General features: G+C 60.9%; 15 protein-coding genes and 3 pseudogenes. 11 read left to right on the plus strand and 7 right to left on the minus strand.

What is annotated here, in order from left to right; all coding sequences use genetic code 11:
- Window positions 1–318 precede the first annotated feature (318 nt).
- From G6N73_RS37400 to G6N73_RS37425, 7 genes and pseudogenes are all read left to right on the plus strand, one after another.
- Window positions 319–441 (plus strand): annotated as a pseudogene (locus G6N73_RS37400) (LysR family transcriptional regulator); the annotation flags it as partial.
- A 332-nt stretch (window positions 442–773) separates the two neighbouring features.
- A complete protein-coding gene (locus G6N73_RS37405; protein WP_246252693.1) occupies window positions 774–1256 on the plus strand; it encodes a LysR family transcriptional regulator substrate-binding protein in 483 nt (160 codons plus the stop codon).
- A gap of 69 nt (window positions 1257–1325) precedes the next feature.
- Entirely contained in the window at window positions 1326–1718 is a 393-nt protein-coding gene (locus G6N73_RS37410) for a redoxin domain-containing protein (RefSeq protein WP_246252694.1), read from the plus strand.
- Window positions 1709–2017 (plus strand): thioredoxin domain-containing protein, encoded by a 309-nt coding sequence (locus G6N73_RS37415; protein ID WP_246252695.1) that lies wholly within the window; start codon window positions 1709–1711, stop codon window positions 2015–2017. Before G6N73_RS37410 ends, G6N73_RS37415 begins: the two co-directional genes overlap by 10 nt.
- A gap of 13 nt (window positions 2018–2030) precedes the next feature.
- On the plus strand, window positions 2031–2942 hold the full coding sequence (hemF, locus tag G6N73_RS30390; protein WP_165033669.1) for an oxygen-dependent coproporphyrinogen oxidase: 912 nt from the start codon (window positions 2031–2033) through the stop codon (window positions 2940–2942).
- A gap of 18 nt (window positions 2943–2960) precedes the next feature.
- Window positions 2961–3488: a recombinase family protein gene (locus G6N73_RS37420; protein ID WP_343044802.1), complete on the plus strand. Its 528-nt coding sequence runs from the start codon at window positions 2961–2963 to the stop codon at window positions 3486–3488.
- Window positions 3392–3868: a recombinase family protein gene (locus G6N73_RS37425; protein WP_246252696.1), complete on the plus strand. Its 477-nt coding sequence runs from the start codon at window positions 3392–3394 to the stop codon at window positions 3866–3868. Before G6N73_RS37420 ends, G6N73_RS37425 begins: the two co-directional genes overlap by 97 nt.
- 317 nt (window positions 3869–4185) lie before the next feature.
- On the opposite strand, the gene G6N73_RS30405 is transcribed toward G6N73_RS37425, so the two are convergent.
- Both G6N73_RS30405 and G6N73_RS30410 read right to left on the minus strand, forming a co-directional pair.
- Entirely contained in the window at window positions 4186–5139 is a 954-nt protein-coding gene (locus G6N73_RS30405; RefSeq protein WP_165033670.1) for an AraC family transcriptional regulator, read from the minus strand.
- A gap of 428 nt (window positions 5140–5567) precedes the next feature.
- Window positions 5568–5822: pseudogene (locus G6N73_RS30410) on the minus strand (S16 family serine protease); the annotation flags it as partial.
- Between the two features lie 334 nt (window positions 5823–6156).
- On the opposite strand from G6N73_RS30410, the gene G6N73_RS37430 reads away from it, so the two are divergent.
- The 4 genes and pseudogenes from G6N73_RS37430 to G6N73_RS37440 all read left to right on the plus strand — a co-directional run.
- Window positions 6157–6306: a GNAT family N-acetyltransferase gene (locus G6N73_RS37430; protein WP_246252697.1), complete on the plus strand. Its 150-nt coding sequence runs from the start codon at window positions 6157–6159 to the stop codon at window positions 6304–6306.
- A 332-nt stretch (window positions 6307–6638) separates the two neighbouring features.
- Window positions 6639–7196: a DUF1993 family protein gene (locus G6N73_RS30420; protein WP_165033671.1), complete on the plus strand. Its 558-nt coding sequence runs from the start codon at window positions 6639–6641 to the stop codon at window positions 7194–7196.
- Between the two features lie 361 nt (window positions 7197–7557).
- On the plus strand, window positions 7558–7872 hold the full coding sequence (locus G6N73_RS30425) for a TOBE domain-containing protein (RefSeq protein ID WP_165033672.1): 315 nt from the start codon (window positions 7558–7560) through the stop codon (window positions 7870–7872).
- 519 nt (window positions 7873–8391) lie between these two features.
- Window positions 8392–8882, plus strand: a pseudogene (locus tag G6N73_RS37440) (transposase family protein); the annotation flags it as partial.
- Between the two features lie 167 nt (window positions 8883–9049).
- On the opposite strand, the gene G6N73_RS38840 reads toward G6N73_RS37440, so the two are convergent.
- The 5 genes from G6N73_RS38840 to G6N73_RS30460 all read right to left on the minus strand — a co-directional run.
- Complete coding sequence (locus G6N73_RS38840) at window positions 9050–9211, minus strand: group II intron maturase-specific domain-containing protein (protein WP_425484171.1); 162 nt, start codon at window positions 9209–9211, stop codon at window positions 9050–9052.
- 3 nt (window positions 9212–9214) lie between these two features.
- A complete protein-coding gene (locus tag G6N73_RS30445; RefSeq protein WP_165033673.1) occupies window positions 9215–14752 on the minus strand; it encodes a trifunctional serine/threonine-protein kinase/ATP-binding protein/sensor histidine kinase in 5538 nt (1845 codons plus the stop codon).
- Between the two features lie 430 nt (window positions 14753–15182).
- Window positions 15183–17147, minus strand: coding sequence for an ATP-binding protein (locus G6N73_RS30450; protein WP_165033674.1), 1965 nt, complete (start codon window positions 17145–17147; stop codon window positions 15183–15185).
- Window positions 17144–17974 (minus strand): MEDS domain-containing protein, encoded by an 831-nt coding sequence (locus G6N73_RS30455; RefSeq protein ID WP_165033675.1) that lies wholly within the window; start codon window positions 17972–17974, stop codon window positions 17144–17146. Before G6N73_RS30455 ends, G6N73_RS30450 begins: the two co-directional genes overlap by 4 nt.
- 754 nt (window positions 17975–18728) lie before the next feature.
- The coding region (locus tag G6N73_RS30460; RefSeq protein ID WP_246252698.1) for a response regulator transcription factor at window positions 18729–19135 on the minus strand (407 nt) is incomplete at its 5' end.

A 19135-nucleotide genomic window follows, 5' to 3' on the forward strand; every position in this document is an offset into this window, starting at 1 on the left:
TCCGAGCTGGACCTTGACCATGCCCGCCCGGTACGTCGTCGCGTCCGACGGTACGATCGAGTATACCGATCAGCATCGACTACACGCGGCGCGGCGACCCGTCCGAACTGATGCCGGTCCTCGCCCACCTCAGTGCGCACTAGCCCGCTCTCACAGGCTCCAGAAAGCGTGTCCGGGCGTCCAAACCAATAGAACGGGCCATTCCAACGTGTGCCTGCAAGTGCCATCCATGCGCCATGACTACGGCGTGGCCCCGTCACGCCGTCGAGTGCAAAGGCTCGTCAGTACAGACAGCCGCAATTTGATGGATAACAACCCATGGAGCTTCATCAAGTTCGCTACTTCCTGGCCGTCGCGTCCACGCTCAACTTCACCCGCGCGGCCGAGCAGTGCCATGTCACGCAGCCCGCCCTGACCAAGGGGGTGCAGAAGCTCGAGCAGGAGCTCGGCGGCCAGTTGATTTATCGCGAGCGCCAGTTGACGCAGCTCACCGACCTCGGAAAGGAAGTCCTTCCGATGCTGGAACGCACATTGGCCTCGGCAGAGGCGGTGCGTCGCAGGGCCCAGGAGTTCCAACGCAAGGAGGTTGCGCCACTGAAGATCGGCCTCGCCCGCTCCATCTCGGCGTCGCTCGTCCTCGATCCGATCGCGGAGATTGCAAAGTTCGTCCCTGGACTTCACGTCGAGCTGCGCGAGGGCGCGGTGGAGAAACTCGTCGACCTCTTGCTTGAGGGGGAGATCAACGCGCCGCAATGGTCGGGGACGTGCAGGAGATGCCCGCCCGCATCGACGACTGGTCGCTGTTCGAGGAGCGCTACGTCGTCGTTCTCGCGCCGACGCACCAGCTTGCAAACCGTCCCTCGATCGGCATCGACGACCTCCGAGACACCGTCTTGCTGGATCGCGCCGGATGCGAGGTCGCCCCAAAGATCCAACAATCGTATTTTCCTGAGGAAGCGCCTCGCTTCGGCCACTGCAGCGGTCATGAATTGCACTTGCAGCATATGGCTTCGGCTGGCTTCGGCGTGATACTCGCTCCCGAGCACATGCCGCATCTTCCGACGCTCAAGACCATTCCGCTCGAAGGATATCCGGTTGCGCGGGAGGTACGGTTGCTGGTTGTGCAGGGCCGCCGCTACTCGCCGGCGCTGGATGCTTTCGTCAAGGTCGCGCGGCTTCGCGACTGGTCAATCGAAGTCCCTCACCAAAGCATGCCGCACGCAACGCTCGCGGAGGTCGCAAATGCGCCCGCATGACCGCGACACGTACGCCGGCGGCCAACCGCTCCGAGCCCAATCGATCCGCAGCCTGACGACGCCCCACTGATGCCAAACCCGACCGACACGACACTCTCCCAGATCCGCACCGAACTGTTGACGAAATTCGGCGCTGCGGACTGGGAATCATACAGCCACCTCGTGGGTTGGCTGCGCGATAGAGACGTGGCATCGCACGCGTTGAGAGTCGGAGAGGCCGCGCCGGACTTCCTCCTGCCGGACGCCGACGGCCGTCTCCACTCCTCCGAGCAGCTGCGCCGCAATGGACCCCTCGTCCTGAGTTTCTTCCGCGGTGATTGGTGTCCGTTCTGCACCGCTGAGCTGTGCGCCCTCCAGGCTGCGAAGGACGAGTTCGCGAGCGTCGGCGCGACCCTCGCAGTCGTGACGCCGGAGACGAGGGACTTCCCGCGGCAGCAAGCGAAGCCTGGGGTTTGGACCTGAAGGTGCTAGCCGACGTCGACTACGGGGTCGCCGTCTCGTATGGCGTCCTATTCCGGGTGCCCGACGAGACCAAAGCGCACTATTCTGCGCTCGGCTTCGACTTCGGCGCGCGGCACGGGTCACCGGTCTGGATGCTGCCCATTCCCGCAACCTGCGTAATCGACGTAGAAGGCCGGATCCGCAGCGCGTTCGTCGAGCCCGACTTCACGATACGGGAGGAGCCGGAGCAAATCCTGGCCTCGTTGCGCCAGGCCGGTTCCACGTCCGAGCTGGAAGGGTCCGCCATCCGGCCAGCCTGAGCGGAGACGACGAATGGAAAGACCGGAACTGCCGATTGGCCTGCCAAAGGACATCGAAGACAAGAAAGCCGCTGCGCGCGCCTGGTTAGAAAGCCTCCGCGATACGATCTGCTCGCGGTTCGAAGCCCTTGAGGACGAACTGACCGGGCCTCTTTCCGAGCAGGAACCGGGTCGTTTCGCCGCAAAGGACTGGCTGCGCGAAGGTGGCGACGGCGGCGGCGGCCGGATGTCAATAATGGAAGGCCGGGTTTTCGAGAAAGTCGGCGTGCACACATCGACGGTGCATGGTGAGTTTTCACCGGACTTCCGCGCACAGGTTCCGGGCGCCAGTGAAGATCCACGCTTCTGGGCCTCCGGCATCTCGCTGATCGCGCATCCCGTTAATCCGAACGTGCCGACGGTGCATATGAACACTCGCATGGTGGTTACGACCAGCCACTGGTTCGGCGGCGGCGCGGATCTCACTCCGATGCTCGAGCGGCGTCGCACACAGACGGACTCCGATAACCGGTTTTTTCATCGCTCTATGGAGGTCGTCTGCCAGCGGCACAGGGCCGCGGATTATGCCCGCTACAAGCAGTGGTGCGACGAATATTTCTTCCTGAAGCACCGAAACGAAGCGCGCGGCATCGGTGGCATTTTCTTCGATTGGCTGCATTCGAATGAGGAACGCGGCGGCTGGGAGGCCGATTTCTCTTTTGTGCGTGATGTCGGCCACGCTTTCAGCCTCGTCTATCCCAAGATCGTCCGCGCCAACTTCAACAGCTATTGGACTGAAGCGGATCGCGACGAACAATTGATCCGTCGTGGCCGCTACGCGGAGTTCAATTTGCTTTACGATCGCGGTACAGTCTTCGGATTGAAGACCGGCGGCAATGTCGAATCGATCCTGTCATCCCTACCGCCCGTAGTGCGTTGGCCGTAGACAAAATCGACCTCCTAAATTGAACAGGGAGCTCGGCCGGTTCCGACCGGATGGTCGCCGAGGTCTGTCTCAGACAAGGTCAGGGCGGTTGCGGCGCGGGAGGTATCGCGGTTTGCCCGCAATAGCCGCGACTGGCAACTGCTCATCGAGATGTGCCGCGTCGTCGACACCGTGCTGATTGACCAGGAGACGGTCTATGCGCCGCGCCAGGGCAATGATCGGCTGCTGCTGGGATTGAAGGGCAGTCACAACGAGTATGAACTCGATCTTCTGCGCCAGCGTTCGCTCTCGGCCCGCCACGAGAACGCCCGCGGCGGCGAACTCGTTGTTGCAGCCCCTGTCGGTTTTGTGAAGGTTCGGCTCGAGAAGGATCCTGATCGCCGCGTGCAGGAAGCCATCACTCTTGTGTTCGACAAGGTCGCTGAACTTGGCAGCGCCCGTCAGGCCCGATGTGGTTCCTCGAGCATAGGCTGGATTTGCCCGCCAAGCGCAACAATGGCGATGTCTTGTGGCGCAGGCCGAACTATGCGACCATCCACCGGGTGATCGGGAACCCGATCTACGGCGGCGCCTCCGCCTATGGTAAGACTCGTGTTGCGCCGGGATTTGGCCCGTCAGCCGTTCGAACAGGTCTCCGACGCAGGACGAGCGAGGAATGGCTTGCCCTGATCCCAGGCAGCCATGAAGGCTATGTCAGTTGGGAGGGGGCAGAGGCGATCCGCAAGATGGTCAGCGACAATGTGACAACGGGCCGGCATCACGGAGCGCCCAGGCATGGCGACGCGCTGCTGGCCGGTCGTGTCCGCTGCCGGCCCTGCGGCTGCAAGCTCACGGTGCGTTACACGGGCGTCTGGCACAACATTTCCGCGTCAATCCCTGCTGGCGAGGCCTACTCGACAATGGCGAGCCGCGCTGCATCGCCTTAGGCGGCCGCGCGCCGATGACGCGATTGAGGGAGCACTCTTGCGTGTCGTCGAGCCGGCGCGATTGCAGCCGACGCCGAGGCCGAGGCGCAGGCAGTCAGTCGCCGCGACCAGGTGCGGGACGCCCTCAGCCGCGATCTGAAAGTTGCCCACTACTCCGCCGACCGGGCTTTCCGGTCAATATGACGCCGCCGATGCCGAAAGCCGGCTGGTTGCGGCGGAACTGGAGGTGCGACGGAACCGCGCCCTCGGGCATGTCGGCGTATCTTACTGCCGTCGCACGCGGCGGCGCCTACTCTCACGTGGAGTGAAGGCCGGCGTTAGGCTGCCTCGGATACCTCGACCGCGTCTTCGGTCGGCACGGCACTGGCGGACGAGGCGCGCTGTGCCCTGGCGCGGTATTCTGACGGGTCGCTGCCGTAGTACCTGCGGAAAGTGCGCGTGAAGCTGCTCCGACTTCGGTAGCCAGCGTTCAAGGCGACCTGGTCTACAGACAGCGCGTTGGCCGCGAGCAGGTCTGCTGCGTGACGCATCCTCACCCGGCGGAGCAATAGCATCGGGGACTCTCCAAAGGCGGCGGAGAACCGCGCCATGAAAGCCGAGCGGCTGAGACCGACGGCGTGCGAGAGGCTTTGGACGGTGTGTGGCGCGGACGGGCGCGACGCCATTTCGGCGAAAGCCCGCGCGATCGGCGGATCGCTCAGGATTGAAAACCGCTCCACCCACGTGTTCGTCGACACCAGGCAGCGCCGGAGCAATGCTAGCAAAACGAGTTTCAGCAACGCCGCCGACATCGGCCCTCCACCAACGTCCTGGGCTGCGAGTTCGGCCACTGCATAGGCCATGACCTGGTCGAGCTGGTCATGTGCGTCGAACGTCTCGACGACGGGCGTTGCTAGGGAGGCGAACAAGTCGAGCGCCGGACCGTAGTTGGCCCGGAAGGACGCGCACGCAAGCACCAGCGTCGGCTCGCCGTTTCCGACGGTGTGCCGCTTCAACGACCCCGGCGTGAAGCCGCCATTGTTGTGTTTGCCGGAGTTCCGTGGTGCGGTCGGGTGCTCCGTCGCGGCGATTGTCATCGCCCGCCCAGGCGGCACGATCACCAGCGTGTGCGGTGTCAGGCGTATGTGCGTTTCATCGTCAAGGAAGATGAATCCGGCGCCTCGAAGGCAGTAGTGGATGGTGGAGGCTGCTCCGCCGGCAACTGCCAAGTGGGCACCCGCCGCAAGCGCGCACTCTGACAGCCTGACGAAGGTGACGTCCAAAGTGGTCATCAACTTGTCGAGGTCTTGTCGCGATATACGCCAGAACGGCTCGTCTGCCACGTCCAGAAGCCTTTATGTTGCTCAGGCCCACATCAGCTCGGCTCCGGGACGATGCCGTCTCACGCAGGCAGCCTGCGCAACTCCGTGAAGGGCCCTTCCGCACTCCAACCTGATCTGGGATTTTGATCGGTTCCATCTTCGTTGCCTTCAATCGAAGACGCTGAACAATCACCCATTTGTGGCTGACGGAGTAGTGGTTGCAGCCGAATTAGATATATTCAGCCGCAACATGAATAATCCGGCTGGGAGTCTCAGCGACCGGCAAATTTCTATGAATTCACACGACCCATCCCGAGGCGCCTCAACAGGAAGCCCCAAGTCTCGATCGCGCAGCCGAATTTGCGACGGACCGACCACGACGCACGGGTGTCGGACAGTTAGGACCGCGGTGTCACAGTGCGTGCCGCGCGGCCAGCGCGGACTGCTCCGTCTGCGCCGAAGCACTTGCTGGCGGTGCGGCCGAGGTGCTCTGCCTCCTCCGACACGGTGGCAATCGCGTCATCGACGCGTTCGAGCCACACGAACTCAAGCTTATCTCGGGCACCGGTGGGGATAGCATCGATGTAGCGCCGGTTACGGGCGGGCAGCGTCACGCGCGTCAAGCCCGCGGCTGCGGCGGCGACCTTCTTCTTTACATCGATGGGCGGCTTCCAATATAGCTCGGGCAGGCGCTCGCGAGGTAGCAACTTCAGGAAAGCTGATGCATTCTCTCGGCGCGCGAGCGTTCGGCGGGCGACGTCGCACGGCGTTGCATTCAGATCATGCGTCGGCGCGCGTTGATCCAACGGCACAAACGGGACTTCTGCGAACTCGCGCGCCGCCGCCGACAGGTGAGTCCGTACATCGCGCCGCGAATCCACAATCCGTCGCCGTTCGTCCGGACACACGGCACGCTCGGCTTGTCGCGGCAGACCATCGCTCACGGTCCTGCAAACTTTGTCGACTGATGAGCGAGGGAGACAGGAGGTGGCAAGCAACATCCGGGACAATACGGCCCTGAGCCCGTTTGAAATGCCCCTTGGAGGCGGTGCGCTCGCAGTCGCGTACTACAAGGTCGAAGACGGCCGCGTCGTCCTGCTCCACACGGAGGTGCCGCAGGAGCTGTCCGGCCTGTGATACGGATCACGATTGGCCCATGGCGCTGCGACGCGACGGGAAAAGAGTGATCGCGAAGTGCCCCTTCATGTCTTCCTACGCCGCCCGGCACCCCGAATACGGCGCGCTCCTCGATGGATGATCGAAGACAGACGGGGGCGCGTGCACAACGCTTTTTGGCGACGATACCCCATGACTATCAAATTCATGTCCAAAGGGAATTTCTAATTTCGTCGGCTGTGTTTGATCCTCGGGTCCGCCGGACCGGCCGAGCACGCGCGGCCGCTCGGGATTGATTTAAGCCATTGCGCCGAGCCGCTGTGCCGCCGCGCGCGGGCAGCAAGGGAGGAGGCGTGAACGAGCGCATGGAGGTCGGCGTGTCCTTATCGGTCTATGACATCACGGTCCCTGTCATGGTACATGGACTGAACGTGATGGACGACTATCTCGACCACGCCCAGGCGCTCGAACGAGCCAAGGGGTTTGAGCCTGGAAGGATCCTTGGCGAGCGGCTCGCGCCCGACATGCTTACCTTCGGTCGACAGTTCTCCGTAGGCTGCAACAAGGTTGACGCGCACATGGCAAATTTGATGCTGCGCGACCCGCCAGCACCCCGCACCACCCTGATGATGTATCCGGCGTTGAAGGGACGGCTCCTTGAGACTCGCGGTTTCCTGCAAAACGTGCAACCGGACGAGATTGCCGGCGCACAGTCCCACACATATGCGCTGACGCCACCTATCGTGCGCGGGTATTTCGGCGGCGACGATTACATCCGGCACCTGGTGCTGCCCGACTTCTTCTTTCACATCTCGATCGCGCACGCGATCCTCCGGCGCGTCGGAGCGAAGATCGGGAAGCGCAACTACCTCGGCAACCTCACTCAGCACAGCGGCGGTGCCTACTCGTGACCGGTGCGCCGGTTTAGCCACTTTCACGTTGTGGCGTTCACTGGCGCGGGAAGAGCCGAACCATTACAGCGCTCGCAAGCGCTCGGAACGGCTATCGTCAAGCTCACAGACGCCACCGAAGGCGGGACCGAACTGACGTATCAACACTTCAACCAGCAATTTCGGGCGTTGTGCAGACGTGCCTCCACCGTCTCCGATGTGAGCGCAAACAACTCGGCACACTGCTCTGCCGTGATGCCGTCGACGACGCAGGCAACCAACACGGTGCGTAGTTCAACGTGACAGCGCCGGCGAACCCGCTCGAAATCTACATCGGCCGCAGACCAAATTCGTCGCGGGCTTCCTCGGCGAGAGCAACCTCGTGCCGGCGAAAATCGTCGATCACACAACCGACACGGCGGAAAATGCTGCGCTCGGCACCTGCGACTATGCCCCGATCGCCGGCGTTTCGAATGAGCAACACGTCACGCTCCTGATCCGCCCCGAGCACATCCGCCTGTCGCGCAACACGATCGAAGAACGGAAGAATGTGCGCATTCAGGTGGATATTATCGTGAACCACGGCGACAACGCGCTTGTGGTCGGGCGCGTTGGTGACCTCCCCATGCGCGTCAGAGCGCTCGGAGCCGATGTGGTCATCCAGGAAGGCGAGGAGATGCATCAGTTGGTTGCCTGAGGCGGTTTTCGTGATCTGCCAAGTGACCTGCAGCGGTTCGCATTCAGGTTGCTCCGTATCCGGCGGAGATCGGAAAGCCGTTGGGGTGGGGGATGGTTTGGTCGGTAGCCTCGGGTCGATTTGATCGTGAGGTGCCGGAATGGCATAGATATTAAAGCTGGAGCACAAGGATTCACAGGGCGTACTGATTTCAACAACCGCAGCGAAGATCGATCGGCCGGCATTGCAAAGCGACGCATATCTTGGTCTGACGTTCGATCTCGGAACACACCTGCGTGTCGAAGAGTCGGACGGCGTAGCGTCCTGCTCGACGCAGCCCTGCCCATCACGACGATGCGGTCGGAGACAACGCTGAGCGCCTCGTCCTCGTCGTGCGTGACGAAGATGGTGGTGATGCCGAGGTTGCGTTGCGGGTCGTGGATTTCGTCCTTCATCTTCTGGCGTAGATTAGCGTCGAGCTTCGAGCGCGGCTCGTCGGCAGCAGCATGTCGGGCTCGATCACGAGCACCGAGCCAGGGCGACGCCAAGCTGATGCATCGCGCCCGCGAGCGGCTGATGAAGCTGGCCAAGAGGCATGGCATTGCCCTGCGCCAATCCTAGGCGCGGGTGGGCAAGATAGCGCTGATCAAGCATCAGCGCTATGCCCATGCCAAAGCAATTCAAGCGGGCCAACCGGCAGCTCAAGCGGCTGCGCACCATGCTGGGGGCGGTGATCCGCGACATCACCCGCAGCTCGCGGGGCGGGCGGCGCTGATGGTGCACTTCGGCCTGCCGCTGTCGCTGGCCCGGCTGTCAGGGACCAGCGCCAGCGCGAGCGGGGCAGGAAGGTCTATTCCCTGCATGCTCCGGAGGTCGAGTGCATCGGCATGGGCAAGGCCCATAAGCCCTATGAATTCGGCGTCAAGGTCTCGGCCGCTACCCCACTCAAGCGCATCTGCGGCGGCCAGTTCGTCGCCCATGTCAAGGCGCTGCCCGGAAATCCTTATGACTGCCACACGCTGGCCACCATCGCCGAACGACAAGACCTTTAAGGGGTGCTGTCACATTGGGGTCGGTGACAACGACCAGGTGTTCTATGGTCCCGTCCAGGCTGAGCTTGTTAAGAAACGCGACCGTCGCTGCCGCGAAGTCGTCCTTGACGAGCCGCCTGCCATCGTCGTCGGGCCTGGTGCCTGTATCACAACCACCGGCGCACCGCACCGCGGTGTAGCTGTCGAGTGCCCGAGACGCCTTGCTGGCGGGTCCCCACCGAGAAGTAGTTAGCCCAGCCGCGCACCGTCCGGTGCAACCGCTTCACCCGCTCGCGACTGCCGGGCTCATCTTCGAGATGGGCGAGCACCAATCACGCTGGAATGTTCGCGTGCGTAGGCAACGTGAATTCAAAAATGCCACCCTGCGGCTCGCTCGCGGTTGCCCACAGTCGCCCCCCATGCGCTTCAACGATTGAGCGACAGATTGATAGCCCCATCCCCAAACCATCGGACTTGGTGGTGTAGAAGGCCTCAAAGACACGCTCGAGATTCGTTGGACTCAGGCCAGGACCCGAATCCCGTACCACGACGAACACGCCATCCGACTTGGCTTTACCGGTGCTGATCAGCAACTCTCGCGCCCCCTCGCCGAGACCGCTAATCGCTTCCAGTGCGTTGATGATCAAGTTAAGGACCACTTGTTGCAGTTGAACTCGATCCCCGTGAATGGGCGGCAACCCTTCCGCAAGTTGCGTCTGCACAGCAATGCCGTTTCTCAGCGCTTCGGTACGGGTCAGGGCGATGACCTCGAGGATCGCGTCGTTGATCTCCAAGCTATCCATCCGTGCAGGCGCATTCTTGATGAAGGCGCGGATCCGATCGATGACCTCGCTAGCGCGATTGCAGCTCTTGATAGTGCGACTGAGGGCCTGCCGGACCTTCTCCGGCCGCCCAGAGTCTAGCCAGTGCAAGGCGACATGGGCATTGGTGATTGCGGCCCCGACCGGCTGGTTAACTTCGTGGGCAATCGAAGTCGACATCTGCCCCATCGCCGCGACGCGGTTCGCGTGCGCCAACTCCATCTCTACCTCACGGTATCGCCGCAAGGTTGCCTCGGCACGTTTGCGCTCGGTGATGTCACGGACGAAACCGCTGAAAGCCCAGGCTCCACCAAAGCGAAACGCAGCGACCGATAACTCGACCGGAAATTCGCTGCCGTTTCGGTGGACCGCCTCAATCTCGATTGACCGATTGAGAATAGACCCTTCTCCGGAGGTCAGGAAATGGCGCAGACCCCTCTCGTGATCGGATCGGTATCGCATCGGGATCACGATTTCGGAGAGGCGCTGTCCTACGGCTTCCTCCCGCCGCCAGCCGAACATACTTTCGGCCCGCTGGTTCCATTCCGTGACGCAGCCTTGCTCATCGATGATCAAGACCGCGTCTAGCGCGGTGTCGACGAGCCGTCGTACCTTCGCTTCTCTCTCCAGCAGATCGGCATAGAGGCGGGTGTTCTCGAGTGACGTCGCCGCCGCCGAAGCGAGCAGTTTGAGGACAGCTATCCGGTCGGGTGTGAAAACGCAGGGAGCCAGGTTGTTTTCGAGATAGAGCACTCCGATTAGTCTGCTCTGCTTGAGTAGCGGCTCGCAGACAATTGAGCGTGCGTGATGTCGCTGAATGTACTCGTCGGCCGAAAACTGGTTGTCACCTGAGGCGTCGTTCAGAAGAACTCTCTCATTCGCCCGGATCGCGTAGCGAAAGACCGACTCTGGCAGATCCTCACCGTTTACACTCGCCTGTCGCAGACCGACTGTCACTGTATCATCGCTGGTCGTGGCTTCCGCCTCAATCCGAAACTCATCGCCTTGCGCAAGCAACAACAGACCTCGCTCTGCACCCGCGTATTCGATCGCCGTGCGCATCAGCGTGTCGATTAGTTTGCTCTCGAGGACCTCCCCCGACAGCGCTTGCGAGACTTTGATAACCGTAGCTAGATCGAGGAGTTCGACGGGTGCCCCGATCGTCCTGGTTGGGCCGGAGATCGGCTTTTCCTCCCCGAGGTGCGGATACAACTCGTCGAGCTGGCGTACCTTGCCGACGGCTCCCCAACGGAGATAGCCGCGACGAGCTTCCCGCAAATAGGCATCCGCAAGCTTATCAAAACCGCGTGCTGCGTAGAAGCGCGCGCCGACCTCGTAGGCAAGCGCCTCATTATGGACAAAGCCGTTTGCCTCCGCTGAGAGAATGGCCTGCTTGTAGAGACGCATGGCATCAAACTCGCGACCTTGTATTCGTGCGATCTCCCCGCGCACCAGCGCTGCGCGATTTTCGAAATTCTCTGGGCAATGCTCCGCCCATATCTCGAGCTGCGTGTGGTGAGCTGTCAGAGCCTCCAAATGCTGTTGTCTCCGGTCGGGAGGCGCGGAATCCCAGGATGCCGCGTGGGACAGCGCACCATAGAAGCAAAACTCTGCCGTTTCGAATTGTGAGGGTGATGTCCAAAGCAGCTGTTGCGCCCTGAGCGATGCATGGACAGCAGCAGCATAGTCCCCAGCAAAGAAGCGGGCTTGCACCTTCCGGGAGCAATACCAGAAGTCGGGCAATCTGAAAACCGGGTTACTTGCCAGATGACGCTCGAACTGAAGCTCATCAAACTCTTCATCATTGAAGCAGCCAAATTTCCGGGTCAACCCACGGAGGCTCCGGATAAGTCCGAGCTGCGCGGTGATGAGGTCAACTACGAGCCCGAACCGCGCTCTCTTGGCAAATGCAAGACCGGTCTCGGCTTGCGGCTGCACATCGGCAAGGGGATCTCCCACAGCCAAAAAGTTCGTGATCAACTCGTTGCAGCTATAAGCGGCAAACGTAAGGTCACCGATCCGATAGGCGGCATCGAAGGCGCGATGTACCAGATCGCGTCCGTCGAGGGCATGTTTTGCCCATGGCATAACAATATTTCCAAAAGACATATAGGTTCGGGCCTGATAGCGCGTTAAGCTACGCTTTTCGATCAGTTCATAGCCAAGTTGGCCGAATCGAAATCCGTCCTTGTAGTTGCCGAAGCGCGGCCCGGCGATAATGGCAAACCATACATAGGCGAAGCACGACGCATCGCTGTTGCCATGCTCGAGGCTGAGATTCACCATACGGCAAATAACGAGCGAACATAAGTTCTCGTTGCAAAACAATGCCGGCGTCACAACCTCGGTCAGGACGTCCAGAACGTCGAGGTAGTCCGGGTTGGTCATCAAAGGCAAGTCGACAAGTTCCTCGATTTGCCTATTTCCAACCAAGGACCAGATTCGATCGTATTCTCTCAGTACATCATCTCTCGTCGGTTGCGGCGACCAATCAGTGCCGCCGCGTCGCAGGTAATCGAGGCATACCTCCACGCCGCGGTCGCTCCGATCCAAAGTGGTGTAGAGGGTGAGGCGCAATCGTGTGACCACAGCGATATCGTGACCGCTTTTGGCACGATGCGCCAGCATGGAAAGCCGATTTTCAGCGGCCACCATATCTGCGGTCAATAACTCACACTCTGCCATAAGATACTCGATCGAGAAGATGAGCTCGTAATTGTGATCCCAGCACTCTTCGGTTAACAACATCCGGCCAGCGGTGAGGTACTTGAGCGCCGAGGCGTATGCCGTCGAGACCTTTGCACGTCTGCCTGCAACCAAATTCAGTTCTGCTGCCCGCTCACGCTCCTTACCTGACGCGACGAGCTGCGAGCCACGGTTGAGCTGATTAACGATCTCGAATATCGCATCCTCCCGTTTCTCTGGAGGGATGTGAGTCGCAAGCAAAGTCCCTATTCGCAGATGGGCTTCGGCGCGCGATTCCTCCGGTATCAAAGAATAAGCTGCTTCTTGGACACGGTCGTGTAGGAACTTGTAGGAATCTTCCGAGCGGAAGATGAGGCCTGCCCGAACCGCTTCCCAAAGCGAGTTGTGCATTTTCTCCTTCGAGTATTGATAAACTATCCTCAACAGGGCGAACTCCGCACTGTTGCCCATACAGGCAAGCTGCTGCAAGGCCTTTTGGGTTTCGACAGGCAGGCGGCTCAACTTTCTGACTATAAGGTCTACAACATTATCGGTGTAATGTTTGGCCTGGATACGATCCAGATCCCAATACCATTGCTTAATTCCATGATTGAAAGTGAGTAATTCCTCTTCGGCAAGGGCATAAATAAAATGAATGGTGAAAAATGGATTGCCAGCCGTCTTGTGGTGGATCAGTCGGGCCAGCGAGGCGGCATGCTCTCGCTCGCAGTGAAGAGAATCCGCAATCAATTGTTCCAGGTCTTCGTGAGTGAGGGGTGCAAGTACGATATGCTGCAATAGCGCTCCAGCTTGGCGTATCGCTTCGAGTTTGCGCGCCAGAGGATGAGCGGAATCGACTTCATTGTCCCGGTAGGCGCCGATCAACAGCAAATGCTGCACATCCCGTCGCGTTAGCAGGTCCTCGAGCAAATCGAGCGTTGCCGCGTCGAGCCATTGCAAATCGTCGAGGAACAGAGCGAGTGGATGCTCCGGGCGGGCAAATACGCTGATAAATCGCCGGAATACGAACTGAAACCGGCTCTGCGCATCCTGCGGCGGAAGTTCAGGGACCGGTGGCTGCTCTCCTATGATGTGCTTCAATTCCGGGACGAGATCCACAATGAGCTGTCCGTTCGGATCTAGTGCCTGCCGAAGGGCGTCTCGCCATCTGCGCAGCTCTGCTTCGCTCTTACTTAGAAGTGGCCGAATAAGGTTCTGAAAGGCTTGCGCTAAAGTGGCATAAGGGATGTCGCGCTTGTATTGGTCGAACTTGCCAGATGCAAAGAGGCCGCGAGGCGGAACGAGCGGTTTATGGAGCTCATTGACGACGGACGATTTGCCGATGCCGGAGTATCCGGAAACGAGCATCAACTCCGGCCTGCCGCCAGCGACAACGCGGTCGAAGGCGGCGAGAAGACTATCGATCTCGGACGCTCGCCCGTATAATTTCTCGGGAATTAGTAGCCGGTCCGGCGTATCGTGTTCGCCAGGTGGGAATTCGTCTATGCGGCCCTGAGTTTCCCATTCAGCAAGACAGCGCCGAAAATCACTCTCAGCGCCGGCCGCTGTCTGGTAACGTTCCTCGGCGGTTTTGGCGAGCAGCTTCATGATGATTGCAGAAACGGAGGCCGGGACGCTTTTCGACCGCTCGTGGGGCGGCGCCGGCTGTCTTGCAATGTGGCAGTGCACCAATTCCATTGGATCGGATGCGGTGAACGGAAGACTGCCGGTCAGTGTTTCGTAAAGCGTGACCCCAAGTGAGTAGAGATCGCTCCGGGAATCTATCGAGCGATTCATTCGTCCGGTTTGTTCGGGTGCCATGTAGGGGAGTGATCCGGCGATAAACTCGGGAACTTCGGGCAACTGGTGTTCGCGCGGAACACACGAAGCGATGCCGAAGCCCATCAGCCAGACTTGGCTGGTCGCGGAATTGACAAGTACATTGGTAGGCTTGATATCCTTGTGGATGAGGCCACGCTCGTGCAGCTGGCGCAATGCGGCCGATAGAGCGACGGCGAGTCGCAGGAATTTTCCGACCTCCATCGGCGGCCCGATGAGGCGGTCGAGGGGCTCGCCTTCCGGCAACTCGAGCATCAGCAGGGTTCGTCCACGCTCGCGCACGAGTTCCAGCGGCCGCACCGCCCACGCACTGTCGAGGTCGTCCTTCAGTCCGTATTCGTGAGTGAGACGCTCGAGAGTACCAGACGTCGGGTGCTCCGTGGCGGGAAATACGGCCAGAACGGCGTGTCGGTCGCCGTCAGCGCCATCGCGCCAAGTTCTGCAGAAGACACAATCACGGTCCTCCCACAAAACCTCGTGGGGACCAATTTGCCCATCAGTGTCGAACAATGAAGATCGGTTCATCTGCCAGACTCCGCCGGGAGGATTCCTCGATTGAGTTTGGAAGGTGCCACGCTATCATTCGTGCGCCTCAGAAGCGAGCCCATGTCTGGGCTCAGGACATATGCGACGCGGGGCGACCGCAACCTGAACGTGCTGAGATACTCGGTTGGGTTATTTCTTCGCAACTTTAACTTCGGAGACCCCGGACCTTTCTCAAGCCCCAGCCGAGCCGTCACCTCGCTGACGCCGAGTTCAGCCGCGGCGTGTTTGTTCGCTAGACTAGAGACACGCGGGTCAACGCATCTCGCACACGTGCACTGAATATGAATCCCGTCGCGCGCCCTGCCAGTGTTGCGCCGAGCTTCGCGGCTGCCGCGGGGGGGCCTCGACTTTCTTGAACCTGGCGTCCTCGGCAACGGAAGCCCGGCAATACGAAATGGGCGAACACCAATCACGATGGACTGTCCGGGTGCGTAGGCAACGTGAATTCAAAAATGGCACCCTGCGGCTCGCTCGCGGTTGCCCACAGTCGCCCCCCATGCGCTTCAATGATTGAGCGGCAGATTGATAGCCCCATCCCCAAACCATCGGACTTAGTGGTGTAGAAGGCCTCAAAGACGCGCTCGAGATTCGTTGGACTCACGCCGGGACCCGAATCCCGTACCGCGACGAACACGCCATCCGACTTGGCTTTACCGGTGCTGATCATCAACTCTCGCGCCCCCTCGCCGAGACCGCTAATCGCTTCCAGTGCGTTGATGATCAAGTTAAGGACCACTTGTTGCAGTTGAACCCGATCTCCTTGAATGACCGGCAAACCCTCCGCAAGTTGCGTCTGCACAGAGATGCCGTTCTTCACCGCTTCGCTACGGGTCAGGGCTATGACCTCGAGGATCGCGTCGTTGACCTCCAAGCTATCCATCCGTGGAGGCGTCTTCTTGATGAAGGCGCGGATCCGATCGATGACCTCGCTAGCTCGATTGCCGCTCTTGATAGTGCGATTGAGGGCCTGCCGGACCTTCTCCGGCTGCTCAGAGTCTAGCCAGTGCAAGGCGACATGGGCATTGGTGATTGCCGCCGCGACCGGCTGGTTAACTTCGTGGGCAATCGAAGTCGACATCTGCCCCATCGCCGCGACGCGGTTCGCGTGCGCCAACTCCATCTCTACCTGCTGAAGTTGCCGCTCGCTCCGCCGCAGTGCCTCTTCGGACAACCGGCGCTGGGTCACATCCTGAGCCGCGCCGATGTACTCCAGACAGTCGTCGCTGTCCCGGGTTCCGTGAGCGATCACATGCAGGTACTTGACCGAGTGGTCCGGCATCTGCAGCCGGTACTCGAAATCGAAGTCGGCGCGGGCACCGCGTGCGCGGTCGACCATGTCACCGAACAGCGGGAGGTCTTCCGGGTGGATGCGAGAAACGATCAGTTCGAGCGTGACCTGCACACCCTGTTCAAACTCGAAAATGCGGTAGAGCTGGTCTGACCCCGTAATTTCGTCTGTCGCTACCCGCCAGGAAAAGCTGCCCGTCAAGCTGAGGCGTTGGGCCTCGGCAAGAAATGCCTCGCTGCGCCGCAACTCCTCCTCCGAACGCAGATCCTTGGCCGCCTCGGCCTGCTTGCGCGAGGTGATGTCCTGGAAAGTCACCAAAACCCTGCGCTCGGAATGGCCCGGCAGGAACAAAGGGTGGGCGTCAAGAACCAGGGTCCGCTCACCCTTTCCCGTAACCACGTGATCCACCTCGACGGAATGGAACGCACGACTGCCGGCAAGCATCTCAGCGAGCTGGCCATGCAACTGGGCAAGTTCAAAGGCGGCGCGGCCGAGCGCACGGAGTGGGATACCCTGCGCCTCGTCGCGAGAGAGCCCGAACATCGTGTAGAAGGCGCGATTGGCCGATTGGACCCGCTGGTCAGCGCTCAGCACGACGAGAGGGCCGGCGGCCGTGTTGAGGATCGCCTTGGTGAATTCGCGTTCATAGATGGCCTGATCGACGCTTGCGCGGAAGGCGGTCACGTTGGTGAAGGTCAGCACGACGCCGGTGACCTGGCCATCACCTCTCGCATAGGGGGATATTTGAACAACGAACCACCTGTACCCGTCCCGAAAGTCGGCCCGGGATTCCATTCCACCCGCGATCACCTGGCGGCACTGTTCTTCCAGGCGGTGCAAGCCAGCAAGCGCGGATCTGTCGCAGGACGTCCGACCGATGTCCGACGGCGAAAGGCCGAGCACGTCCGCCGCCGCCTTGTTGAAGCATGCGACCATCAAGTCGCGTCGCAATACCACGATGGGAACTTCAACCGTATCGAGGATGTTGATTGGATCGATCGTCGCCGTGTCTGCGGCAGCGCCGTCGCCATCTCCCCCTTGCAGATCGGTCCAGCCGCCGTTGAGCACAGTGCGTTGCGTCGTCATCGGGCGGTCCCGGAAGCAGTGTACAGCTTGCGGCTCCGCTGCAGAACTGGATCGGCAACTGTCGGGAGAACCTGACGCAATGCCAGCAGCAACGCCTGTGCGCGCGGCATGTTGAAGGGCGACCGATAGTCGGAGAGCAGCCGACTTTCAAGGACACGGGCTTCGTCCGGGCCGACCGTCTCCCGGAGCGCATCGGCTACGGCGCGCTCCAGCCGAGCATAGTCCTCAACTGGAATGAGGTGAGAGTGATTCGTCCCGAGCCTGGGCAGCATGTGCGCATGGACTTCGCCGTTGAAGTTGTCCATCAGGAACGAGCAGAAGATCGCGATGTCATGCTTTTTGGCGAGCTGATCGAACAGGTCCTCGAGGTTCATGCTGGCGGCGACGTCCCCGCGCTCCCACAGGACATTGACCATTTCTCCCCACCAACGCACTTTTTGGTAGCGCGCTCTAGCGCGCACCTGTCCGATGACGTCCCCGGCGAGGCCGAGGAATACCGGCGAATCCGGCATGGCGTCCCGCATGAAGCGGGGCAGGAGTTCGTCGGCGTCAACCACCGTCAGTTGTCCGCGTTTCCGTGCCGCTTCCACATCCACGCCCTCGGCCTCAAGGCGTGGGCGGATGCCGTTCCAGTGGATGAGCGTCGGCACCAGTATGATGCCCTCTCCGTTTGCGAGAGCAGCGCCGGCGAACCGACAGACGGCGCGGTTGAGAAAATCCTGGTCCTGATAGAGCTGCACGATGTGATCGCTTGGACTGGCCTCCGCCACCACTCGATCCCAGGGCTCCCTCAAGCCGCCCTCTTCGCGGTCAGGCTCATGGTGCATCGCAATTGTCTCCAATTAGGGAACGTGCTTCGTGCCGGCCGGCACCGGACCAGACATGGCGGTGGAACGCGACCCGCCACTCTCGGGGTATCGGCTTCGCCGAGGGGCCAACCTTCGGTGAGACGCTTGAGAGTACCAGACGTCGGGTGCTCCGTGGCGGGAAATACGGCCAGAACGGCGTGTCGGTCGCCGTCAGCGCCATCGCGCCAAGTTCTGCAGAAGACACAATCACGGTCCTCCCACAAAACCTCGTGGGGACCAATTTGCCCATCAGTGTCGAACAATGAAGATCGGTTCATCTGCCAGACTCCGCCGGGAGGATTCCTCGATTGAGTTTGGAAGGTGCCATACTATCACTCGTGCGCCTCAAAGGCGAGCCAATGTCCGGGTTCAGGACGCGACGCGGAGGGGCGGCCGCCGCCTGAACGTGCTGAGATACCCGGCTGGGTTGTTGGATCGTCGCAACTTTAGCTTCGGAGACCCCGGACCCTTCTCAAGCCCCAGCCGAGCCGTCACCTCGCTGACGCCGAGTTCAGCCGCGGCGTGTTTGTTCGCTAGACTAGAGACACGCGGGTCAACGCATCTCGCACACGTGCACTGAATATGAATCCCGCCGCGCGCCCTGCCAGCGTTGCGCCGAGCTTCGCGGCTGCCGCGCGGGGGGCCTCGACTTTCTTGAACCTGGCGTCCTCGGCAACGGAACCCCGGCAATACGGGCGCCGAACCAGAATTAGATTCAAGAGAGAGCAGCGACTCAAGCATCCGGTCCACTCTCCCACGGGCCTATCGCCGAGCGGATGCAATCAAGAAGGACTCTCGGATAGAAAGGCTTGCTCAGGTAGCAGGTCGCCCCGGCTTTCAGCGCGCGCTTGCGCAGGCCCTCGTCCGGGAAAGCCGTGATGAAGATGACCGGGATGCGGTGGCCGGACTTGATGAGTGTGCAATGCAACTGCAGGCCGCTGAGGCCCGGCATCTGCATATCGGCGACCAGACACGACGTCTGAGGAACGCAACCCGAGCCCAGAAACGCCTCGGCCGAGGCAAAATTCCGGGCGACCAGGCCGAACGCTTCAATGAGTCCCGTTGTCGCTTCGCGGCTCATTTCGTCGTCATCGACGATAGAAATTAATAGGGGCTCCGTCACCGCCGCCTCCGCTGTTC

Origin of the sequence: Allomesorhizobium camelthorni (assembly GCF_011045125.1) — a bacterium.
Classification (GTDB): domain Bacteria; phylum Pseudomonadota; class Alphaproteobacteria; order Rhizobiales; family Rhizobiaceae; genus Allomesorhizobium; species Allomesorhizobium camelthorni.